Here is a 23,406-nt window from a genome sequence, read left to right on the forward strand (position 1 = left end):
TTAGACTATATTTTTGTTGCAAAATATGTAACCGATTACATAACGAAGATATAGACGAAATAAATTTATAAAAAAGGGAGGTAAAATGAGCAAAGCAGTTGTTTTTGGAAGTTTCGTGGTAGACTTGATGGCCAGAAGTCCACATCTTCCGGTTCCCGGGGAGACAGTTAAGGGAAGCTATTTTAAGATGGGACCGGGAGGAAAAGGTTTTAATCAATGCGTAGCGGCTCATAAGGCCGGAGCAGAGGTTACCATGGTGACCAAATTGGGAAGAGATGCCTTTGGTAAAGTGGCAACAGATACAATGGATAGCCTAAATATGCCTAAGGATAATCTTTTGTTTTCAGATACTGAGGATACGGGTATAGCACTGATTCTGGTAGATGAAAACACAGCACAAAATGAGATTATTATAGTTCCATGTGCGTTAAATACTATAACAGATGAGGAAGTAAAAGGTACTGAGAAATTACTGTCAGATGCCGAGTATGTATTACTGCAGTTGGAAGTTAATCAAGATGCAAATGAAAAAATTGTCAAGCTTGCAAAAAAGCATAATTGCAAAGTTATTGTAAATACGGCACCGTACTCTCCTATATCAGAGGAGTTTTTATCAGACGTATATATGGTAACTCCAAATGAAGTAGAGGCAAGAGAGATTACAGGAGTAGAAGTAAAAGATCTTGAAAGCTGTAATAAAGCGGCAAATTTCTTTAAAGAAAAAGGTGTTGAAATTGTAGTTATTACATTGGGAGAGATGGGAGCATATGTTTCTGTCAAAGAGAAGTCTGCCATAATATCTCCATATAAAGTAAAAGCTGTCGATACAACAGGAGCCGGAGATGCATTTAACGGTGCTCTGTTAGCAGCATTGACAGAAGGAAAAGATATTTTTGAAGCGGTTAAGTTTGCTAATGCAGGAGCAGCATTATCTGTACAAAAGTATGGAACAACACCGTCTATGCCGGATAGAAGAGAAATTGAAGATTTTATTTTGGAACAAAATAAAAAATAAGCTTAGGTATAAGACAGTAGAATAATTTTAGATTTAAGGAGAGATGATATGTTAAAAGGAATTCCGGAAATAATAGGTTCAGATTTACTTAAAGCAATGGCGGATATGGGACATGGTGATTTATTGGTTATTGCAGATGACTTTTATCCACCGTTCAGCAAAAGTCCAAATGCCAGAAGTATACAGGCAAAGGGTAATACTGCACCCGAAATGTTGGAGGCTATACTTAAGCTTCTTCCTATTGATACTGAATATGTTGCTCATCCGGTTGAATACATGGTACCTGACAGTGATTCAGGTGTAGTGATGGAAAGCAACCCTGTTTGGGACAATATTAAGGTTGTAATGGAAAAGTATGGTTATAAGGATGCTGTAGGTACAATTGAGAGAACAAAGTTTTATGAAAAAGCAAAGGATGCATTTGTAACAGTTTGTACAAGTGAAAGACAGCCTTATGGCTGCATCATATTACAAAAAGGTGTAATGTAAAAGGAGGAAAATATGAGAAAAACAGCTTTATTTTTAGCGGCAATGATGGTTTTAGCAAGTAGTTTAACAGGTTGTGCAGGAAAGACTGCTACAAGTGAAAATACTCAAAGTAGCGGTGCAAATGAACAGGCGGCTCAAGGTGGTGATGAGAAAACCTATGATATAGTATATCTGTCACCATCAACAGCTTCACAGTTTTGGACATATGTCGGTATAGGAATTGAGAATGCAAAAAAGGATTTGGAAGAAAGTAAGGGTATAAAGATTAATTTTTCTACTGTAGGCCCTGCACAGGAAGCACAGACAGAGGATTATATAACAGCGTTTGAACAGTGTATTGCAAAGAAACCGGCAGCCATTGTAACCGCAACTCTGGCAATAGATGCAACTATACCAAAGGCTGCAGAAGCAACAAACAACGGTATTGTTTTAAACTTCGTAAACTGCGGATTAGGTGTGGGAGATGACGGAGCAAATGCAGATACTTATAATCAATTCTACTATTGCTCAAATGATACTATTGGAGAAATGGCGGCAGAGGCATTTGTAAATGCGGCAAAAGAAAAGAATATTACTTCAGGTGTAGTTGGAGTAAATATGAATGTTGAAAATGAGGCTCTAAACCACAGAATACAAAGCTTTAGAGATTATATGGCAAAGAATGCACCCGGATTTGAGCTGACAGATACATACTATAACGGAAACGTAGTAGAAACAGCACAAAGTAATGCAGAAAATGTCATCTCTACATACGGTGATAAGCTGGTAGGAATGTACTCAGGAAATAATATAACAGGTGATGGTGTTTGCTTGGCAGTAGCTTCAGCAGGTATCGGATCAAAGATAGTTTCAGTAGCAGTTGATTCGGATGATAGTGAGATTGAAGCATTAAAGGCAGGAAACTTAAATGCAATAATAGTTCAGGATGCATATGCACAGGGATACAAGTGCATGGAAAATGCAATATTGACACTTTTAGAGGGGAAAAATCCTGAAAGTAAAAAGCAGGTAAATTGTCCACCTGTAGTTATAAATTCTGAGAATATGGCATCAGAGGAAATGCAAGATCTGTTAGATCCTACAAGACTAAAAAAATAAGATTAAGGTGGCATAAACCATGGAAGACTTAATATTGAAAGTGGAAAATGTATCCAAATATTATCCGGGAGTTACAGCACTGAATAATGTCAGTTTTACAATAAAAAAGGGTGAGGTAAGAGCATTAGTAGGAGAGAACGGTGCCGGAAAATCAACCTTGATTAAATGTATTATGGGTGTTGAACGACCTGATACCGGTCATGTCAGTATGAACTATAATGGAGAATGGGTTATAAATACTGATGCATTGGAAGCGCAAAGGCATGGAGTATTTGCTAATTATCAAAATGTAAACATTGCAGACGAATTGAGTGTGGCAGAGAATTATTTTTTAGGGAATCAACCACGCAATGCTTTTGGCATTATAGATTGGAAGAAAATGAATGAAGAGAGTTCCAAGATATTACATAAATTTTCTATGGACATTGACCCAAGAGAAAAGATAAATAGGCTACCACTGGCAATGCAAGCAATGGTTACCATCAGTAAGATAGCTTTAAATGATAATATAAAATTAGTTATTTTTGATGAGCCCACAGCACTTTTGGAAAATGAAAAAACAAAGATTCTGTTTGACTTTATAAAGTCTTTAAAAGAGCAGGGAGTAAGTGTTATTTATATTTCTCACAGATTGGAAGAAATAATGGATATATGTGACAGTGTAACAGTACTGAAAGACGGTACCTATGTGGACACTCAGCCTATTGAAAATGTGAGTAAAGATATACTTATTTCTATGATGGTGGGTAGAGAAATGTCGGACATATACAATATAAGACATTTTAAACCCGGAAAAGAGTTGCTGAGAGTAGAGAACTTTTCAGATGATGATAATTTTAGAGATATAAATTTTCAGGTTCATGAAGGTGAAATAGTCGGCTTTGTAGGACTGGTCGGTGCCGGAAGAAGTGAAGTGATGAGAGCTTTATGTGGACTTAGTCATAAAACAGGAGATGTTTATATTAGAGAGGCCAAAACTGATATAAAAAATCCAGCAGATGCTATGGAGAAAGGCATAAGTTTTTTAACGGAAGACCGAAGAAAAGACGGATTGGCACTGCAGTTACCGATAAGTATAAATATTAATATGAATTCATATAAAATGATAAGCAGTAACGGAGTTATATCTTTAAGCAAAGAGATTGAAAGAGCAAAGGAATTTTGCAAAAAGGTAAATGTTAAAACTCCAAATATTTCACAGTTGGTGGGAAATCTTTCAGGTGGTAATCAACAAAAGGTCGTTATTGCAAAGCTGCTTTGCTTGAACCCTGATATATTGATTTTTGATGAGCCTACGGTAGGTGTTGATGTAGGTGCAAAGGAAGAAATATATAAGATCATGGAGGATTTAACATCGCAGGGCAAGGGAATTATTTTGATATCTTCATATTTGCCTGAAGTGATGGGATTATCAGACAGACTTATTGTAATGGCAGGTGGACAAGTTACAGGTGATTTTAGCAGAGAAGAAGTAACTAAGCTTCGAGAAGAAGATGTGCTCTTATGTGCATCTCATGAAGCTGCAGTATAGGGGGAACAGATGTTAAATAAGGATAAAACATTTAAATTAAAAGATTTGGCTAAACATACAGAGTTTACATTAATAATTATTATAGTTGGTCTGTTTATATTGGCATCTGTTTTTACCGAGAACTTTTTCTCGACCTATAACATTACAAACCTTATGAAGCAGTGTGCTATCATCGGAGTTTTGGCTGTAGCACAGACTATTATAATATCAACAGGCGGTATAGATATAAGTGGTGGTGCTATAACAGGATTATCCTGTATGGTCTTGGCACTATTACAGAGAGATACCAATTTAAATGTATTTGTTACACTGATTATAGCAGTCATAGTATCTGTAATTGCAGGTTTTATTAACGGATTTATTATACATGATTTTAAAGTACCTCCAATGATTGCAACATTGGGAAGTGCAACAATTATCAGAGGTATAGTAAAGATAATCAGTAAAGCATTAACTGTTAGTGGATTGAATAAAGGTATTTTAGATATGGGTAATCTTAGCCTGTTTAACTTGATACCTGTATTAGCTATTATATGGATAGCAGTAGCAATTATTATATTTCTTGTTTTGAAATATACTATATTCGGACGAAATCTGTATATCATAGGTAGCGGAGTTGAAGTAGCAAGGCTTAGCGGTATTAAAGTAAGAAAGATGTTCTACTCAGTATATGCTTTGGCAGGATTATTATACGGAATAGCGGGAATAATGTTGGCAGCCAGAGTACAGTCGGCACTTCCTACCGGCGGTGAAGGATATGATATGAATGCCATTGCAGCGGCTGTTATAGGAGGTGCATCTCTTTCAGGAGGAAGAGGAACGGTAAGCGGTACTTTACTTGGAACTATACTTATGGTTATTATCAATAATGCCGGAGTACAATTCGGGTTAAATACTCATATTCTGGAAATAACAAGCGGCGTACTTATAGTATTTGCAGTAACAATGGATATGTTAAAGAATAGAGTTAAAAAATAAAATACTAATACCAATAATAAAAACGTCAAGTCTTGCAGCTTGGCGTTTTTGTTAGAAAACAGTTGTTAAAAATTTATTCTTTATATAAAATTTGTTATTATAATTGCATTTATTAGATATTATGATATAATAAGCTTACAATATTATTAAGTGGAGTAGGGTATAAATATTAACAATTATGAAGTGATTTTATACCCATATGTCTAGACAAGGAGGATTTATATGACAGGTTTACCACTTATATTCGTGTTTATTTTGGCGGTTATCGTTATGATAGTTGCCATCTCAAAGTTTGGTGTACATCCGTTTATATCTATTATGTGTATATCACTTATTTTGGGACTTGTAGCAGGAATACCGCTTGTAGATAAGACATTGGAAGACGGAACAAAGATACAAGGTCTTGCAAGTGTTATCGGAGCAGGATTTTCAGGTACTTTTTCAAGTATAGGTATTGTTATCATACTTGGTGCTCTGATCGGAACTATTTTGGAGAAAACAGGTGCGGCTTTTAAACTGGCAGATATGGTTATAAAGCTGGTTGGAAGAAACAATCCTGTTTTGGCGGTAGAGCTTATGGGTTGGGTAGTTTCAATTCCTGTATTCTGTGATTCGGGATTTGTTATCTTAAACCCTATCAGAAAAGCTTTGGTAAAGAGAACGGCTCAGTCGTCTGTGGCTATGACAGTTGGTCTTTCAGCAGGTCTTTACATTTCACATGTATTTATACCGCCTACACCGGGACCTATAGCTGCAGCTTCTACACTTGGTATAGGTGATAACCTCTTACTTGTAATGGGTATGGGTGCTGTATGTTCCATATTCCCTCTTATAGCAGGTTTATTCTATGCTAAATTTATCGGCAAGAGTGTAAAGGCTGATGATGAGGCTGATTCAGGTGAAGTTACAAAGACATATGAAGAGCTTGTAGCCGAGTACGGCAAGCTTCCAAGCGGACCGATGTCTTTAGCGCCTATTTTAGTTCCTGTTTTACTTATGGCTATTGCATCAATAGTTGCAATGATGAAGATGGACGGAGTATTTGCGGACGTTTTAAAATTCCTCGGAACACCTATTATAGCTCTTGCGGTCGGTACGGTTTTCGGTGTATTACAGCTTCAGGGTACAGGCAAGATGAAGGACTTTTACAGCATTACAAATGAGACATTAAAGACTGTAGGACCTATATTGTTCGTGACTGCGGCAGGTGGTGTACTCGGTAAGGTTATAGCATCTTCGGATATGGTTAACTTTATAAAGGATCATGCAGCTGTTCTCAGCACAATGGGCATGCTTTTCCCGTTCTTATTGTCCGCTATTTTAAAGAGTGCACAGGGTTCATCTACAGTAGCTCTTACAACTACTGCAGGTATTGTTGCTCCACTGTTACCGGCACTTGGATTTGCAAGTCCTATGAGTGCTACACTTGTAACTATGGCAATCGGTGCGGGTGCAATGACTGTTTCACATGCCAATGACTCATATTTCTGGGTTGTTACAAACTTCGGTGCGATGTCACCTGAAAAGGGATATAAGACACAGACTGTATGTACATTGCTCTTAGGTATTGCAGGTATTGTTGAAATAATGCTTCTCAGCTTATTTTTACACTAATTAAATAGACTTTTATTAAGAGGCACAAATTTTATTTTTGTAAGATTTGTGCCTTATTTTTATTGAAAAATATTATATTATGAAATCTGCTGACAGTAATTTTTATATATGGTATATTTATATTGATTGCGCTTAAGGCGTTTTAAGGATGGATTCCTAAGTTTACTGATATAAGTTCAGTAAGATAAAAATATAAATTTTATAGGAAAATAACATGGAATTACTTGAACAATGTAAAACCTGGAATGATGACGGTGATTATGAGAGCGTAGTTGATGCGCTTGAGATATTGCCGGAGAATGCCAGAACACCTGAGATGGATTCGGAACTTGCAAGAGCCTATAATAACCTTGGAGAACCGGGGGAATATAAGTTGTTTGCACAGGCGCTTGAATTGTTAAAGCCTCATGAAGAATATTTTAGAGGAAATCATAAGTATTATTTCAGGTTGGCATATTCATACTATTATTTGGATGAAGACGGACTTGCCCTGCACTACTTCAAAAAAGCTTTGGATTCAAAGCCGGGAGACAGTGATACTATAGAAATGATGACTTCCTGTGCCGATATGCTTTCAGAATCGGACTTAAGAATAAAAATGTCTGAAAGAGTAAGCACGATGTGGGAAGATGTAAGAAAAGATATAAATAAGTACAATAAACTTGATAAAGACTTTTATTCAAATGCTTTGTCCGTCATTGCAAAAAGTATTAAGGAAATATCAAAAAGAACCGATGTTCATATAACAGGTGATAGAACAATGGAACTTGAGGCAGGTGATGATAAATCATATATTTTCATGCTTCAATATGTACTTGATGTAATGCCCGGGGATTTAAGAGAGCTTTTTGATATAAGAATAGGTATATCACCGAAATCGGATATTCCCGATACATCTTTTTTTAATGACAGAGAGTATGATATAACAGGACTAAGATTTTTTGTCAGTGATGACAGGCAGATAGTTATCTATGCGGATCAATTTGATATGCCTCTGGAGGTTTTTGAAAAGCTCTTTATTGATATATTCGGTGAAATAGATTTGATGGCAAATGACTTTGAATTTGACTTTGCAGATATAGAGGACTTTGATTCTCCGAATGATGAGACATGTGAAATAGTACTTAAGTTTAAGAGCAGAGAAGATTTTTTAAAAGAATGTGTTGACTACAGAGGACTTAGAGCATGTGCCGAGGGTAAGGGCGCAAGGCTTGGAATAAATGCAAAAGACTATCTGAAAATGTATTCAGGCTATCAGTTGCCTTCTATAACGGAGGATGAGATAAGAGAGGATATATATACAGGAACCACCTGTTTACCTTCTCTTGTAAGTGAGTATATGTCCTCAAATCTGTTTGATAAAATGCCGATAATGGATGAGTTATACAGAAACGGAGTTGCGGCCGGATTTTTCTGCTTCAGCATTGACCAAAAAAAATACTCGGATGATATGCTGGAATATGAGTTTGAAATAATGAACTTAAGAAATCAGCTTATTGAATATATCATGAAGAGGTTGAAAGAAAAAAACAGAGAACATGATATCGCATTCCTTGAGGGTGCAACCGGTAAAAAATACGGATATCTTGATTTTTTAATATTTGGAAGTTTTATGCTTATAATGAATACTGCATGTGATTTTTTTGAAAAGAATAAAATACCTTTTGCAGGCTATAAAACTTTTAGAAAAATATCAAAAATAATAACTTTTGTGGAGGACTAATGTTTAATTTTTTTAAGAAAAAGCAGAATGAGGTAGAGATACCACAGGTACAACCAATGGCGGCATGGGAGGAAAACTCCTATATGCATGTACTTTCAAATCTTGTAGATGATGAAGATATTGAAGGTGCAAGGGAAAGAATTGAAGCGATTGAAGGTGTAAAACTTATAGAGTTTAATGAAAAAGATGACGGCTCAGGCAATCTTACATTGGAATATAAGGGTGAAGAGTATGGTGTAGGATTCTATTTTGAGGACTTTGTTTTGGAAAGTTTGTATTCTTTGCAGAACCAAAAGATTCATGATGAGGACTTTTTAGAGATACAGGAAAAGGATACTTCATTTGTTATTCATATGAACTTTAATAAGAATTATTTTGATTCATATCATTTACAGCTAAAGCTTATAATGGCATTTTTCCCTGATACACTTGCTGTAGTGGATGAAAGTGCAGAGAGACTTTTAAGCGGAAGATGGGTAAAACTTGCGGCAGAGTCAAGTGTTACACCTAATGCCGAAAGTTTATTTACCGTACAGGCGGTATTTGATGATGAAACAAAGAAAGTTTGGCTTCATACACACGGTATGTGCAGAACAGGCTTTTCGGAGTTTGAACTTTTAGATGTAAGTCAGGACAATGCAAATGATATTTATTACTTATTAAATACAGTGGCTTGTAGAGTACTGTATCAAAATGAGGCTATAGAAGATTATATTTTCCTGGGTGAGTTCATAGACGGAAATGAGATAGTAGTTGCACCACTTCCTTGGAATGTTGCTATTGAGAAGTATCCTTCAAATATACTTGGAGGCCCTGCGGACAGAGTTGACAGTCACAATACAAACAGTCAGGTTATTTTCCTTTTCTTATCTGAGGAGGATGCAAATAACGGTAAGTATACAAAGCCTTCTGAGATAGAGGACAAGCTTATCGAAAATCCGCTCTATTATTATACAAATGAGCAAACAGATCATATGAAGTTTATGGCAAGAGACAGATATGAACTTTTGAGAAATGCAATTTTGGAAAATCCAAGCTACAGAGCATTGATAAAGGTCGGATTACCTACAGACGGTGAGGATGGAAAGCCTGATTATGAAAATCTTGAGCACATCTGGTTTGAACTTATAGAATTTACAGAGGAAGGATTTAAGGCGGTTCTTACACAGGCACCATATAGAGTTTCAGCCATGAAAGAGGGCGATGAGGGTGAATATACCGTCAATGATGTAACGGATTGGATTATTTATACAGATGAAATGAGTATAGATCCGAATACTGCATATTTATTATAGGGGGAGAGATTATGTTTTTTACAAACATAAAGATTGCTAAGAAGTATAATTACTTAAATGAAAAGTTTTTGGCTGCATATGACTGGTTAAGAAACAATGATTTAAAGGCATTGGAGCCGGGTAAGTATGAAATAGCGGGTGATGATGTGGTTGCAAATGTACAAGTATACGATACATTGCCTGTTGAAGAAAAAAGATTTGAGGCACATGATAAATTTTTTGATATCCAGTGTCTGGTGGAGGGTGTTGAATTTTTCGGGGTATGCAATAGAGAAGGTCTTACAGTAATTGAAAGTAAGCCTGAAAAAGACGTCATTTTCTACGATAAACCGGAGGTATATGGACATGTCATTTTGTATCCCGGAGACTTTATAGTAGTAGCACCGGAAGATGCACATATGCCCGGATGCGCACTTACTGCTCCTGCAGCTGCCAAAAAGGTGGTTGTAAAAGTAAGAGTATGATAAAAAAGGGTTTTTTAATCGGGCTTTTGCTTTTCGGTATATTTTTCGGAGCGGGAAATCTGATTTTTCCGGCAGAACTCGGATTTAGAGCAGGTGCGAATTTCTATCCGGCAATACTCGGTTTTGTATTATCAGGAGTAGGTATAGCAATAATTACTCTGGTACTTGGCACCATGGTAAAAGGCGGATATAAAAATGAAATCAGTATAAAGGTGGACCAGAAGTTTGCCACATCATATCTGACAATATTATATCTTGCCATCGGACCTTTCTTTGCAATACCGAGAACTGCAGGAACATCATTTTCAATAGGAATAGCTCCTGTAACAGGTAACGGAAGATTGCCGCTTCTTATATTCAGTGCAATTTATTTTTTATTTGCATACCTTATAGCAATCAACCCGTCAAAGCTGATGGACAGAGTCGGTAAGATACTTACACCTATGTTTGCAATGCTTATAATTATTCTCATAGCTGTTGGTAATATGAATTTCCATGCATTAAATCAGGGTGAAATGAGTAATGCAATGTCTGCTCTTAAGACAGGTTTTTTGGAAGGCTACAATACTTTGGATGCGCTGGCTTCAGTGAGCTTTTGCCTGATTGCAACTTCAAGTATAAAGACTTTCGGATTTTCGTCAAAGAAGGAATATATAAAGATAATGGCGATAGTCGGTATAGTGACGGCCATATTCTTCAGCAGCCTGTATATAGGTCTTGGAGCATTGGGAAATAAATTCAGTGTACCGGCAGAGGTATTGGCAGATCCTAATACCAATATAGGAACCTATATCTTGTCAAAAAGCTCATATGAACTTTTTGGAAGTTTCGGACAGGTATTTTTAGGTGCAATGACTATACTTACCTGCTTTACAACTACTGCAGGTCTTATTGTGGTGGTGTCGGAGTATTTTGTGGACACATTTCCAAGATTTAATTATAAGACTTATGTGAATATATTTACTTTTATAGGATTTGCAATGTCAAACTTCGGACTGAATACTATAATTAAGATATCCGTGCCTGTACTTAGAATTTTATATCCGATTACAATAGTTATAGTTGCAATAATTATATTAAATAAATTTGTAAGACTTTCAAAGTCCGGAATGGCTGTTACAGTGATTTTAACAACTGTTTTTTCCGGAATAGAAGTTATGGGCAGTGTTTTAAAAGTCAAGGCGATAAACACTGTTATGTCTTTCTTTATAGGAGGAGATTCGGGATTTTTCTGGATAAATATTGCGGTTTTGGGAATAGTACTTTCACTTTTACTGAGAGATAAAATAAAGGGAGAGAACTTTGAAATATAAAATGAGCTGTTATAGGGGAGACCTTATAACAGCTCGTTTTTTAGAATCTTAAAACTTTCATAGAGGTTGCTTCATGTGATGCAAGACTGTAAGCACAGTTCTTATCAAGGGATTCCATTCTTACCCATTCAAGGGAACGCATGCTTGCCTCCTTGTCAACTGTGACAGCAGGAGGAGCAAGCTCTTTCCATGCAAGCTCTCCATATCCTGCGTCGGAGTACAATAATGTAAATTTATTATTTTCAGATGTCACTTTTACTCCAAACATTCCGGCAGAATGCCCGTAGAGCTTCATAAGCATAATGGAGCCGTCACCTAAAAGATCCAAAGACTTTTCAAAAGGTCCTTCCTTACCGTTCCAGTCAAAGACAGAAATATTTGCATCCTTCCACCAGCTTCTTGAATATCTTAAAGGATTTTTCACGGCAGCCTTTGCTTCATCTCTTGAAACAAGAATTTTGGTTTCCGAAGAAATATCTGCAACACCGCTGACATTCTCAAAGTCTAAATGTGTAAGAAGCACATAGTCAATATCCTTTGGTGAAATATTGATCTCTTCAAGTCTTGACAAAAGGGATGAATCTTTTTTTAAGTGAAAATGTGTGGAAGCAAAGGTCAGAGGTGCCTTTATAGCTTTTAACTGCTTGTCAAGGCTGAGAGGCTCTTCAGATTCCAATTCCCTTTTTATACCTGTATCTACAAGAATATTTTTGTTACCTGTTTGTATAAGGAATGAAAGTACCGGAATATTTACTCTGTCCTCACTTTTAAGTAATAAACCATGTGTCTGCGGATTGAAGCCGGTATTTCCATTATATGCGAGAGAAGGAGCAACCATCACTTCTCCGGTTTGTAATATATGTATCTTCATAAATAACCATACCTTAAATTTATTTTTAGTTGTTTCAAATACTATTATACAAAACATAATACTTAAGGTCAAACTTAATATATTTTTTGGTTGCTAAGACCTATCTCATTACGTATAATTATAGAAATGTGAGGTAAGAGAGAAATGACAAAAAAGAAAAAAGACGGTGGAAATTTGCTGAAAAAACTGCTTTGGTGGCTTCCGATAATAATACTTGGCTTAATGTTTGCTCTTGGTGCATGCACAAGACAGGAAGCAAAGAAAGAGAGCGCGAAAACAGAAAGCTCTAAGATAGAAAGTTCCAAAACGGAAAGTGTCAAAGACGGAAAAAGTCAAAGTAAAGAGTCGACGAGCAAAGAAGAAGAAACTACCACGATTACCGAGTCTGAAGAAGAAACGCTTCAAGAAAGTGTAACGGAAAAAGAGGTACAGGTAGAAGAAAACGGAAACTATACTTCCAAGGAAGAAGTTGCACTATACATTCATACTTATGGAAAACTTCCGGTAAACTATATTACAAAGAAAGAAGCACAGGATATGGGATGGGATCCTTCAAAGGGAAATCTCTCAGATATACTGCCGGGAATGAGTATAGGCGGAAGCGCTTTCGGAAATTATGAGGGTGCACTCCCAAGAGCAAACGGAAGAAGATATTTTGAATGTGATATTGATTATGACGGTGGATACAGAGGTGCCAAAAGGCTTGTTTATTCAAATGACGGTCTGGTATTCTACACAGAAGATCATTACAATACTTTCGAACAAATATATTAGGGAAAATTAAATGAATAATATAACTTTGAAATTAGATAAATTCAGCGAAAAAAATGAGATACATAATTATTTGAAAAAGAAAATGAAGTTTCCCGATTATTACGGGGGAAATCTTGATGCACTTTATGATTGTCTTACCGATATAAGCTCAGATACAGCTATAGATATAAGATATGATGCTGAAAGTGATTTGCAAAGAGCTGTGCTTGAAGTATTCAGTGATGCGGTAGCTGCAAATACACATTTGGCTATAATAAAGACAAAGGTAAATAAGAAAAAGCAATTATAAGTTCGTTTTGAATTTTTAGATTGGAGAATAGATGGAGTCAAAGTGGATGCTTTATACAAAGCGGGCTGAGTTTGAAAAAATATCAGCCCGTTTTAATATTTCACCGGTATTGGCAAGGATAATAATAAACAGGGATATAAAGGAAGAAGATTTCCCGATATTTCTTCAAAATGATATGAGTCTGATGCATGATCCGAAAGATCTGGCAGGTATAAATGAGGCTTATGATATCATAACAGAGGAAATAAATACCGGAAAAAAGATAAGAGTAGTAGGAGACTATGATATAGACGGAGTATGTTCGTCTTATATCCTGGTAAAAGCATTAAAATATTTCGGTGCAAATGTAGATGTGAGGATACCGGACCGTATAAAGGATGGGTACGGAATCAATGATAATATCATAAACGAAGCCGCAAATGAGGATGTAGATATGATTATTACCTGTGATAACGGTATTGCGGCACATTCCCAGATGGAGCTTGCAAGGGAGCTTGGAATTAAAGTAATTATCACCGATCATCATGAGGTGTATCAGGAGAATGATAAGGACCTTTTACCTGTTGCAAATGTAGTAATAAATCCGAAAAGAAGTGACTGCAAATATCCTTTTAAGAGTATATGCGGAGGTCTGGTGGCATATAAGCTTATGGAATATATTTATGAGAAGCGAAACAACGGAAAAAAGATTTATGATGATCACAAACTTAAAGATCTCTTGGAAGTAGCGGCTATAGCTACGGTCGGAGATGTAATGCCTTTAATTGATGAAAACAGGATATTGGTAAAAAACGGGCTGAAAAGTCTGATGAATACAAATAATCTTGGACTTCAGGCTCTTATAAGGGCTACAGGAATGGAAGGCAAAAAACTAAGTGCGTACAGTATAGGATTTGTACTTGGACCATGCCTAAATGCCGGCGGTAGACTTGAAAATGCTCTGATTGCACTGAATATGTTTATGGCTGAAAGTAAAGAAGAAGCGGATGAATATGCCGCCCATCTGAAGGAATTAAATGATGAACGAAAGGATTTGACATTAAAAAATGTAAAAAGAGCAATCGAGATTGCAGAAAAAGAATATACAAATGACGATATTCTTGTAATACATTTGGATGATTGTCATGAATCAATCGCCGGAATAATAGCCGGTAGAGTAAGAGAAGCTCTCGGAAAACCGACCATCATACTTACGGAAGCCTTCGGTGAGGAAGATATGATAAAGGGATCGGGCAGGTCTATAGAAAGCTACAACATGTTTGAAGCACTGTATGAAGTCAAAGATGTATTTGCAAAATTTGGCGGACATCATATGGCTGCCGGAATGAGCCTTGAAAAAAACAGACTTGATGAGTTCAGAAACAGGCTTAATATGAATTCAAAACTTTGCGAAGAGGATTTTGTGCAAAAGGTCTGGATAGATATTGCGCTTCCGTTTTCATATTTGAATCTCGATTTCGTGAAAGAACTTGAGAAACTGGAACCTTTCGGAAATAAGAATGAAAAACCCAAGTTTGCAAGAAAAGATATAAAAATACTTTCAAAAAAGGTGCTCGGAAAGAACAAAAATGTTGTAAAGATGCTCTTGGAAGATACTGACGGAACTGTGGTTGAGGGAATCTATTTCGGTGACGGTGAAGAGTTCTTTGAAGATATAGGGGATAGAAAAGAGATAGATATTATATATTATCCTGATATCAACGAGTATAACGGAAGAGAGAGCCTGCAGATAGTTATAAGTAATTATAGGTAAAAACATATAGCAAAGAGATTTGATTTATTGTATACTTTCATAGACAACAGCAATACGGTTGTAGTTAGGAGATAAAGATATGGTTAATGAAGTGATGAACTTTTTAAAGGAACTTGACCCTGAGGTTGGCATTGCAGTAGAAAAAGAGGCAAACAGACAGAGAAGAAATCTTGAGCTTATTGCATCAGAAAACATTGTATCTGAAGCTGTAATGATGGCAATGGGAACAGTACTTACAAATAAATATGCCGAAGGATATCCGGGAAAGAGATACTACGGCGGATGTGAAGATGTAGATATAGTAGAAAGTATTGCAATTGAGAGAGCAAAGAAGCTTTTCGGCTGTGACTATGCAAATGTACAGCCTCACTCAGGAGCTCAGGCGAATATGGCTGTATTCTTAGCAATGCTTGAGGCGGGAGATACTGTACTTGGAATGAATTTGAATCATGGTGGACATTTGACACATGGTTCAGCTGTTAACTTTTCAGGAAAATATTTTAATATAGTACCTTACGGTGTAAATGATGAAGGCTTTATAGACTATGATGAGCTTGAAAAGATTGCCATCGAGTGTAAACCTAAAATGATAATAGCAGGTGCAAGTGCATATGCAAGAACTATCGACTTTAAGAGATTCAGAGAAGTTGCAGATAAGGTGGGCGCATATTTGATGGTTGATATGGCTCATATTGCGGGACTTGTAGCTGCAGGACTTCATCCTTCACCTATCGGAATTGCCGATGTTGTAACTACAACAACACATAAGACACTCAGAGGACCGAGAGGCGGACTTATTTTGGCAAACAAGGAAGCCGCCGAGAAATTTAACTTTAATAAGGCTGTATTCCCGGGAATACAGGGCGGTCCGCTTGAGCACGTAATAGCATCAAAGGCTGTATGCTTCGGTGAGGCTCTAAAACCTGAATTTAAGACATATCAGGAGCAGATAGTAAAGAATGCCAAGGCATTGGCAGATGCTTTGATAGCTGAGGGCTTCAATATACTTACAGGAGGTACAGACAACCATTTGATGTTGCTTGACCTTAGAGGTACAGGTGTTACAGGAAAGGAACTTCAAAATAAATGTGATGAAGTATATATCACTTTGAACAAGAACACCGTTCCAAACGATCCTGAGAGTCCTTTTACAACAAGTGGAGTAAGAATAGGTACTCCTGCTGTAACAAGCAGAGGACTTGTGGAAGAGGATATGAAGACTATAGCAAGACTTATCAGAATGGCTGCATTTGAGTTTGATGCAAAGGCAGATGAGATAAGAGCTGAAGTTACAAAACTTATGGATAAGTATCCTATCTATAAATAATATTGTAAATATTTCAGAAAGGCCGGCCCAATAAATATTTTGGGCCGATTTGGTGTGTATTATGAAAGAATTAAAGGACTATGTAAGAAGTATCCCCGATTTTCCGGAGCCCGGAATAATTTTTAGGGATGTGACTACTATATTACAGGACCCTGACGGACTTGTTATGAGTATAGACGGCTTAAGAGCTGAACTTAAAGGTCTTGATTATGACCTTATCTTGGGACCTGAATCAAGAGGCTTCATCTTCGGTGTACCTGTGGCTTATGTAGAGCATAAAGCTTTTATCCCTGTAAGAAAAAAAGGTAAGCTTCCATGTGAGACCGTAAGTATGGATTACGATCTTGAATACGGCAAGGCTACAATTGAAATTCATAAGGATGCCATAAAGCCGGGCGACAAAGTTGTTATAATAGACGATTTGATAGCTACGGGCGGTACAATTGAGGCGATCACAAAACTTGTTGAAAGCCTTGGCGGTGAGATTGTAAAGATTGTATTTGTAATGGAACTTGAAGGTCTCAAGGGAAGAGAAAAGCTTTCAAAATACAATATTGCCAGCCTTATAAAATATGAGGGAAAATAAAAAGGTCAAATTAAAATAAAAAAATAAAAATAAATAGCTTAAAGGATATTGACATTTAAGCTATGATTAAATATAATTATTAATTGTGACATTAGAGATTAATGCTTATTCCAATGCCCCGGAGAGCATTTATCCATATAAAGCGAAGTTAAAAGATTAATGGAGGTCAGTCAATGAAAACTTTTATGGCTAATCCGGATAAGATCGACAGAAAATGGTATGTTGTCGATGCAAAGGGAGCTACATTGGGACGACTTGCTTCAGAAGTTGCAAGTGTATTAAGAGGAAAGAACAAACCGGAATTTACACCACATGTTGATTGTGGAGACTATGTTATCGTAATCAATGCCGCTGAGGTAAAGGTTACAGGTAAAAAGTTAGATCAGAAGATTTATTACAACCATTCAGAGTATGTTGGTGGTATGAGAGAGACAACTCTTCGTGAACTTCTTGCAAAGAAGCCTGAGAGAGTAGTAGAGCTTGCCATCAAGGGCATGCTTCCAAAGGGACCACTTGGTAGAGATATGTACAGAAAGCTTCATGTTTATGCAGGCGAGACTCATGGACATCAGGCACAGAAGCCGGTAGTATTGGAAATTAAAGGCTAATAATCTTTAAGAAGGAGAATGGTATGACTAACGATAAGTTTTACGGAACAGGTAGAAGAAAAAGTTCTATCGCCAGAGTATATCTTGTACCTGGAACAGGTAAGATAACAATAAATAAAAGAGATATTGATGAGTATTTTGGTCTTGAGACATTGAAGGTTGTTGTTCGTCAGCCTTTAGTGGCTACAGACAATGTAAATAAGTTTGATGTACTTGTAAATGTTTGCGGTGGTGGTTTCACAGGCCAGGCCGGAGCTATCAGACATGGTATATCAAGAGCACTTCTTCACGCAGATGAGGAGTACAGACCGACTTTAAAGAAGGCAGGATTCCTTACAAGAGATCCAAGAATGAAAGAGCGTAAGAAATACGGTCTTAAGTCAGCAAGAAGAGCACCACAGTTCTCAAAGAGATAATCATATATTGCAATATTACACTCCGGAACAATGTTCCGGAGTTTTTTGCGTTTTAAAAAAGTATTAAGTAAAAAATAAAAACGTATAATCCGTTGATATTTTTCAATTTACAATATATATATAAGATTATATGAAAATAAAAACGAAAAATGCGTTTTTAGATGAAAATGGCAGATGAAGATACTTAGCAATACGGCTAATGGACTTCCATTATTTAAAAGAGGAATTGTATATATGTTTCTATACGCAGTAACGAGTTTGTAAAGATGATAAATATAGCCTTTTAAGTATGATAATCGATAAGAAGCGGTATCTATATTGAATGAAATATTAAATATAGATGCCACTTCAAATAAATAATAAATAAAAAAATATTTATTCCACCGTAACAGACTTTGCCAGATTTCGCGGCTTATCAGGGTCTAAGCCCTTTAAGAGGCTTACCTGATAGGAGAGAAACTGTAGTGGAACTACCAAAAGGCTTCCGGCAAAGAGAGGATGGGTTTTCGGTACACTAAGTATTTGAGCAAAGTCATCTTCTCCGACTGAAATATCTTCCATAGTGAGAGCAAAGCATTTTGCCCCTCGACTTCTTACCTCGTGAATATTTGAAATACTTTTTCCGGCGAGTTCCTCCTGGGAAAGAAGAGCGATTACAGGACTGTCTTTTTCTATTAGACTTATTGTACCATGCTTTAACTCACCGCTACTGTAGCTTTCACAGTGAATATAGCTGATTTCTTTAAGCTTCAAAGCTCCTTCCATGGAGATGGCCCAGTCAAGACCTCTTCCGAGGAAGAAAATATTGTCTGAGTCCTTAAGCTTCTTTGCCATAGGTAGGATTTCACCATCAAGGGAAAGACATTGTTGGATCTTTCCCGGAAGCCTGAAAAGCTCATCTTTAAGACTATGGATCTCTTCATCCTTGATTTGCCCCTTTGCTTTAGCCAAAAGCAGTGAGAAAATGTAACCTGCAACAAGCTGACAGCTATATGCCTTTGTAGTGGCGACTGCAATTTCAGGTCCTGCCTGTGTATAAAAGACAAAGTCGGATTCTACGGCAATTGCAGATCCCTTGACATTTACAATGGAAAGAGTTTTTGCTCCCAATTTCTTTGCTTCTTTTACTGCAGCCAAAGTATCCGCAGTCTCTCCTGACTGGCTTATACTGATAACCAGTTCGCCGTCTTCTAAAATCGGATGATTGTAGCGAAACTCACTTGCAAACTCCACCTGTACCGGAACTCTTGCCAGGCTTTCACAAACAGACTTTAATAAATAGCCTACGTGGTATGCAGATCCACATGCAATTATTCTGACTCTTCTAATATCCTTAAAGTCACTTTCACTCATAGAGAAGGCTTCATAGGAAAAGTCATCATTTTCTTTACCGCGGGCATAAAGCAGAGTATCTTTTACGGCCTGTGGTTGCTCAAAGATCTCCTTTTCCATAAAATGCAGATATTCTCCTTTATGAATTCGACTTTGATCAAGGTCGGCTATAGTGGAAGGGCGTTTTACCTCTTCCTTATTTTTGTTATAAATATGTATTTCATTTTCTGAAAGGCTTAAAATCTCCTTGTTTTCCAAGACATATATTTCATTTGTATAGTCAAAAAATGCGGAAATATCTGAGGCAATATAAAAAGAATTTTCTCCTTTTCCTACAATCAGAGGACTGTCCTTTCTCATTGCATAAAGAGTATTTGCATCATCTTCGAACATAATTGCAAAGGCGTAAGAACCTTTCAACTCTTTTTGCACTAAGAAGAGAGTCTTTAAAATATTCTTTTCTTTCAAGTAGAAATATTCAATCAGGTTTACAGCAACCTCGGTATCGGTTTCCGAGTAGAAACTGTATCCTTTGTCTTGTAAAAAGTTCTTTAAATCTGCAAAATTTTCAATAATACCGTTATGAACCAGCACCACTTCTTTATTCATAGATAAGTGTGGATGAGAATTTTTTTCATCAGCCTTACCATGAGTTGCCCAACGTGTATGACCGATTCCCATAGAGCAGGGAAACTCATATTCCCTCGAAGCTGCAAGCTTTTTCTTCAATTCTTCCAATTTACCTACAGATTTTACCACAGTAAAAGGATGAGAATACAGGGCTATTCCGGCAGAATCATAGCCTCTGTATTCAAGACACGAAAGACCGGACAGTAGAATATCCTTTGTATTCCCCTGCCCAACAAAACCAACAATACCGCACATCGTATTTTTCTCCTATTTAATTGTTTATTGTGCGAAGAAAGCTTTTGTTACGATCTTGATTTCGCTTTTTTTCTTTCTCTTACGATGCACTATTCCGAAACAGCATCCGCCGAATCTTTCGATAACTGTTTACCTCGTCGACTTGGGACTCCCCGAAGTCCTGGCGCTAATTTTTCCTTATTCCTCAGTAAAGAAAAATTTGTGTTATGATAACATATGAAAAAGAAATTTGGAATGCTTTTTTACAAAAATTAAAAAAATATATAAAATTATGGTAGAATAATCATATGTAAATTCGTAAATAGGAGGGGAAGTATGAGCGTCAGATTATTATTTATAGGATTAATGGTATTCTTAGGAGTTTGCTTTACTGTTATAGCACTTTGGCTTAGAAGCATGCTGAAAAAAAGTTCAGTATACGATATGCGTGGAGCGGCAAATAATCAAACCGATACAAGTAAAATGAAAATCGGTGAGATATTTTTATATATTTTAAGTATAGTTATTACGGTACTTATAGTGCTGAAGTTAATGAGCATTATGGGTTCAGGGGCTGCTGCTCTTGGTGGAATGATTATAGCAATACCTGTTAGATCTTTTTTTAATGCAAGAAAGCGTACATATAATGCTATATTTTCTCTTGCAGTATTGGCATTATTGTTTGTTTTCTTATGCTTCGGATATATTCTTATAGGTTTACCGGTAAAGCCCCCTGTAATGACTGTAGGAGGGATGAAAGTAACACTGAGTAAGACAAGTGTAGAAGACTTTTTAGACGGGGGATTTGATATATATATCATGAATGATGAGAATACATACGAATACAGTGAAATGCTGACAAGCGGTTCTTATACCAAGTATGAGAGAAATCAGAGTCTTACTGTAGAAAAGGGATATAGAAGTACCGGAGAGACTCTAAGGGGAGCACCATATTTATTAGTCAAAGATGATACACTTATAGGCGCAATAGATTTGTATGGAAGTCTTGATAAAGATGTGAATATAACAGATTCGAAGGTCGTGAATTTCTATATGGATGAGGACTGTAAGAATGCAGTGAAAAATGTCGGCATAGATATTAAGCTTGAAGAGCTGGGGCTGTTAGATACTTTTGATACAGATAATGTAAAAAATATTTTTAAAAAGAAACTTTGGCTAATACCGAATGAATCCGAGCCTACAGATTCTGTATATGGAATATCATGGCGTACCAACAGTGATTCTATATTCTGGAATGAGTATTATGCTTATATACGAATTGATGAAAATAAGAATATGAGAAATTTTATAGTTTCAACAAGTGTTGCGAAGGACAAACCTGAAAAGTAAAATTATACGTTTAAGAGCGAGAGAATATTTGCGTTTTTTTTCTATTTAGGATATATTATTGTATGTACAAATTAATTTATCAAGTATAGGAGATACAGATGGAATTAAAGCAGGAGCTTATAATTGTTTTGGACTTTGGAGGCCAATACAATCAATTAGTTGCAAGAAGAGTAAGAGAGAGCAATGTTTATTGTGAGATCTATTCATATAAAACCCCTTTAGAAGAGATCAAGAAGAAAAATCCGAAGGGAATCATACTTACAGGAGGACCGGACAGTTGCTATCTGCCGGATTCAGCCACATATTCAAAAGAGCTTTTTGAACTTGGAGTTCCTGTACTTGGACTATGCTACGGTGCACAGCTTATGCAGCATCTGCTTGGCGGAAAGGTAGAGAGAGCAAGTGTAAGAGAATACGGTAAAATAAAACTGACAGTTGATAAGGCCGACAGTGCATTGTTTGAGAATGTGCCGAAGGAAAGCATTGTGTGGATGAGCCATACAGACTATATAAGTAAAATTGGTGAAGGATTTGAGATTACATCACATAGTTATGACTGTCCTGTAGCTTCATATGAGAACACAGCAAAGAATCTCTACGGAATACAGTTCCACCCCGAAGTTTTGCATTCAGAGTATGGTCATGTAATGCTTGGAAACTTTATAAAGAATGTCTGCAAATGTGAATGTAACTGGAAAATGGATGCCTTTGTAGAAAACAGTATAAAGGCAATCAAAGAAAAGGTCGGCAACGGTAAGGTACTTTGTGCACTTTCAGGCGGTGTTGACTCATCAGTTGCGGCGGTAATGCTCAGTAAGGCGGTAGGTGAGAATCTTACCTGTGTATTTGTTGACCATGGACTTCTTAGAAAAAATGAAGGTGATGAGGTTGAGGCTGTATTCGGACCGAACGGCAATTATAAGCTGAACTTCATCAGAGTAAATGCAGCGGAAAGATTCTACTCAAAACTTGCAGGTGTAAGCGAGCCTGAAAAGAAGCGTAAGATAATAGGTGAGGAATTTATCAGAGTCTTTGAAGAAGAGGCTAAAAAAATCGGTAAGGTAGATTTCTTAGTACAGGGAACAATTTACCCTGATGTTGTAGAATCGGGACTTGGTGGAGAGAGTGTAGTAATCAAGTCACATCACAATGTAGGAGGACTTCCTGACTATGTTGATTTCAAGGAAATCATAGAGCCGCTTAGAGATCTTTTCAAGGATGAGGTAAGAAAGGCGGGACTTGAGCTTGGTATACCGAAGCATCTTGTGTTCCGTCAACCGTTCCCGGGACCGGGTCTCGGAATCAGAATTATCGGTGAAGTTACAGCCGAGAAGGTAAAGATAGTTCAGGATGCAGATGCTATATATCGTGAGGAGATAGATAAGGCAGGAATTTCACAGGAAATCAACCAGTACTTTGCGGCTCTTACAAATATGAGAAGTGTAGGAGTAATGGGAGATTACAGAACTTATGACTATGCCATAGCACTTCGTGCAGTTAAGACAATAGATTTTATGACAGCAGAGGCTGCCAGACTCCCTTGGGAAGTACTTGAAAAGGTGACCAACAGGATTATCAATGAGGTAGACCATGTAAACAGGGTACTTTACGATATCACAAGTAAGCCTCCTGGAACTATTGAGCTGGAATAGTTAAAAACAGGGTGTAAAGCCTTATAAATAGCGGTTTTGTGAGTTTCGTGCTTGCAAAATGCTT

At 36.9% G+C, this 23,406-nt stretch carries 21 protein-coding genes; 19 read left to right on the top strand and 2 right to left on the bottom strand.

Annotated features, from left to right (window positions below):
• The first annotated feature begins 85 nt into the window (after positions 1-85).
• From rbsK to brnQ, 10 genes are all read left to right on the top strand, one after another.
• Positions 86-1,015 carry a ribokinase gene (rbsK, locus tag HMPREF1135_RS00200; RefSeq protein ID WP_007590750.1) on the top strand — a complete coding sequence of 310 codons (930 nt, stop codon included), beginning with the start codon at positions 86-88 and terminating at the stop codon, positions 1,013-1,015.
• Between the two features lie 48 nt (positions 1,016-1,063).
• Entirely contained in the window at positions 1,064-1,504 is a 441-nt protein-coding gene (locus tag HMPREF1135_RS00205; RefSeq protein ID WP_007590752.1) for an RbsD/FucU family protein, read from the top strand.
• A gap of 12 nt (positions 1,505-1,516) precedes the next feature.
• Positions 1,517-2,602 carry a substrate-binding domain-containing protein gene (locus HMPREF1135_RS00210; protein WP_007590754.1) on the top strand — a complete coding sequence of 362 codons (1,086 nt, stop codon included), beginning with the start codon at positions 1,517-1,519 and terminating at the stop codon, positions 2,600-2,602.
• Positions 2,603-2,621: 19 nt separating this feature from the next.
• Positions 2,622-4,133, top strand: a complete 1,512-nt coding sequence (locus HMPREF1135_RS00215) for a sugar ABC transporter ATP-binding protein (protein WP_007590755.1) — start codon at positions 2,622-2,624, stop codon at positions 4,131-4,133.
• 9 nt (positions 4,134-4,142) lie between these two features.
• A complete protein-coding gene (locus HMPREF1135_RS00220; protein ID WP_007590757.1) occupies positions 4,143-5,111 on the top strand; it encodes an ABC transporter permease in 969 nt (322 codons plus the stop codon).
• 222 nt (positions 5,112-5,333) lie between these two features.
• A complete protein-coding gene (locus HMPREF1135_RS00225) occupies positions 5,334-6,725 on the top strand; it encodes a GntP family permease (protein WP_007590759.1) in 1,392 nt (463 codons plus the stop codon).
• A 214-nt stretch (positions 6,726-6,939) separates the two neighbouring features.
• Positions 6,940-8,448, top strand: coding sequence for a tetratricopeptide repeat protein (locus HMPREF1135_RS00230; protein ID WP_007590761.1), 1,509 nt, complete (start codon positions 6,940-6,942; stop codon positions 8,446-8,448).
• Positions 8,448-9,743 carry a DUF4026 domain-containing protein gene (locus tag HMPREF1135_RS00235; protein ID WP_007590767.1) on the top strand — a complete coding sequence of 432 codons (1,296 nt, stop codon included), beginning with the start codon at positions 8,448-8,450 and terminating at the stop codon, positions 9,741-9,743. Before HMPREF1135_RS00230 ends, HMPREF1135_RS00235 begins: the two co-directional genes overlap by 1 nt.
• 11 nt (positions 9,744-9,754) lie before the next feature.
• Entirely contained in the window at positions 9,755-10,207 is a 453-nt protein-coding gene (locus tag HMPREF1135_RS00240; RefSeq protein WP_007590768.1) for a YhcH/YjgK/YiaL family protein, read from the top strand.
• Positions 10,204-11,520 carry a branched-chain amino acid transport system II carrier protein gene (gene brnQ / locus HMPREF1135_RS00245; protein WP_007590769.1) on the top strand — a complete coding sequence of 439 codons (1,317 nt, stop codon included), beginning with the start codon at positions 10,204-10,206 and terminating at the stop codon, positions 11,518-11,520. Before HMPREF1135_RS00240 ends, brnQ begins: the two co-directional genes overlap by 4 nt.
• 40 nt (positions 11,521-11,560) lie before the next feature.
• On the opposite strand, the gene HMPREF1135_RS00250 is transcribed toward brnQ, so the two are convergent.
• Positions 11,561-12,391: an MBL fold metallo-hydrolase gene (locus HMPREF1135_RS00250; protein WP_034242833.1), complete on the bottom strand. Its 831-nt coding sequence runs from the start codon at positions 12,389-12,391 to the stop codon at positions 11,561-11,563.
• 144 nt (positions 12,392-12,535) lie between these two features.
• On the opposite strand from HMPREF1135_RS00250, the gene HMPREF1135_RS00255 reads away from it, so the two are divergent.
• From HMPREF1135_RS00255 to rpsI, 7 genes are all read left to right on the top strand, one after another.
• A complete protein-coding gene (locus HMPREF1135_RS00255) occupies positions 12,536-13,165 on the top strand; it encodes a ribonuclease domain-containing protein (protein WP_007590772.1) in 630 nt (209 codons plus the stop codon).
• A gap of 10 nt (positions 13,166-13,175) precedes the next feature.
• Entirely contained in the window at positions 13,176-13,454 is a 279-nt protein-coding gene (locus HMPREF1135_RS00260) for a barstar family protein (RefSeq protein WP_007590773.1), read from the top strand.
• Between the two features lie 31 nt (positions 13,455-13,485).
• A complete protein-coding gene (gene recJ / locus HMPREF1135_RS00265) occupies positions 13,486-15,207 on the top strand; it encodes a single-stranded-DNA-specific exonuclease RecJ (RefSeq protein ID WP_007590774.1) in 1,722 nt (573 codons plus the stop codon).
• A gap of 79 nt (positions 15,208-15,286) precedes the next feature.
• Positions 15,287-16,534, top strand: coding sequence for a serine hydroxymethyltransferase (gene glyA / locus HMPREF1135_RS00270; protein WP_007590780.1), 1,248 nt, complete (start codon positions 15,287-15,289; stop codon positions 16,532-16,534).
• Positions 16,535-16,595: 61 nt separating this feature from the next.
• Positions 16,596-17,120, top strand: a complete 525-nt coding sequence (locus HMPREF1135_RS00275) for an adenine phosphoribosyltransferase (protein WP_007590781.1) — start codon at positions 16,596-16,598, stop codon at positions 17,118-17,120.
• Positions 17,121-17,293: 173 nt separating this feature from the next.
• Positions 17,294-17,728 (top strand): 50S ribosomal protein L13, encoded by a 435-nt coding sequence (gene rplM, locus HMPREF1135_RS00280; RefSeq protein ID WP_007590782.1) that lies wholly within the window; start codon positions 17,294-17,296, stop codon positions 17,726-17,728.
• A gap of 23 nt (positions 17,729-17,751) precedes the next feature.
• Complete coding sequence (gene rpsI / locus HMPREF1135_RS00285) at positions 17,752-18,144, top strand: 30S ribosomal protein S9 (RefSeq protein ID WP_007590784.1); 393 nt, start codon at positions 17,752-17,754, stop codon at positions 18,142-18,144.
• Positions 18,145-18,519: 375 nt separating this feature from the next.
• On the opposite strand, the gene glmS is transcribed toward rpsI, so the two are convergent.
• Positions 18,520-20,361: a glutamine--fructose-6-phosphate transaminase (isomerizing) gene (gene glmS / locus HMPREF1135_RS00290; protein WP_007590785.1), complete on the bottom strand. Its 1,842-nt coding sequence runs from the start codon at positions 20,359-20,361 to the stop codon at positions 18,520-18,522.
• A gap of 315 nt (positions 20,362-20,676) precedes the next feature.
• Here glmS and HMPREF1135_RS00295 point away from each other — a divergent pair, with 315 nt between their 5' ends.
• Together HMPREF1135_RS00295 and guaA are read left to right on the top strand one after the other, a co-directional pair.
• On the top strand, positions 20,677-21,690 hold the full coding sequence (locus HMPREF1135_RS00295) for a hypothetical protein (RefSeq protein ID WP_007590786.1): 1,014 nt from the start codon (positions 20,677-20,679) through the stop codon (positions 21,688-21,690).
• A gap of 98 nt (positions 21,691-21,788) precedes the next feature.
• Positions 21,789-23,342: a glutamine-hydrolyzing GMP synthase gene (gene guaA / locus HMPREF1135_RS00300; protein ID WP_007590787.1), complete on the top strand. Its 1,554-nt coding sequence runs from the start codon at positions 21,789-21,791 to the stop codon at positions 23,340-23,342.
• Positions 23,343-23,406 lie beyond the last annotated feature (64 nt).

The sequence above is a fragment of the Lachnoanaerobaculum sp. OBRC5-5 genome (assembly GCF_000296385.1).
In the GTDB taxonomy this organism is placed as follows: Bacteria; Bacillota; Clostridia; order Lachnospirales; family Lachnospiraceae; genus Lachnoanaerobaculum.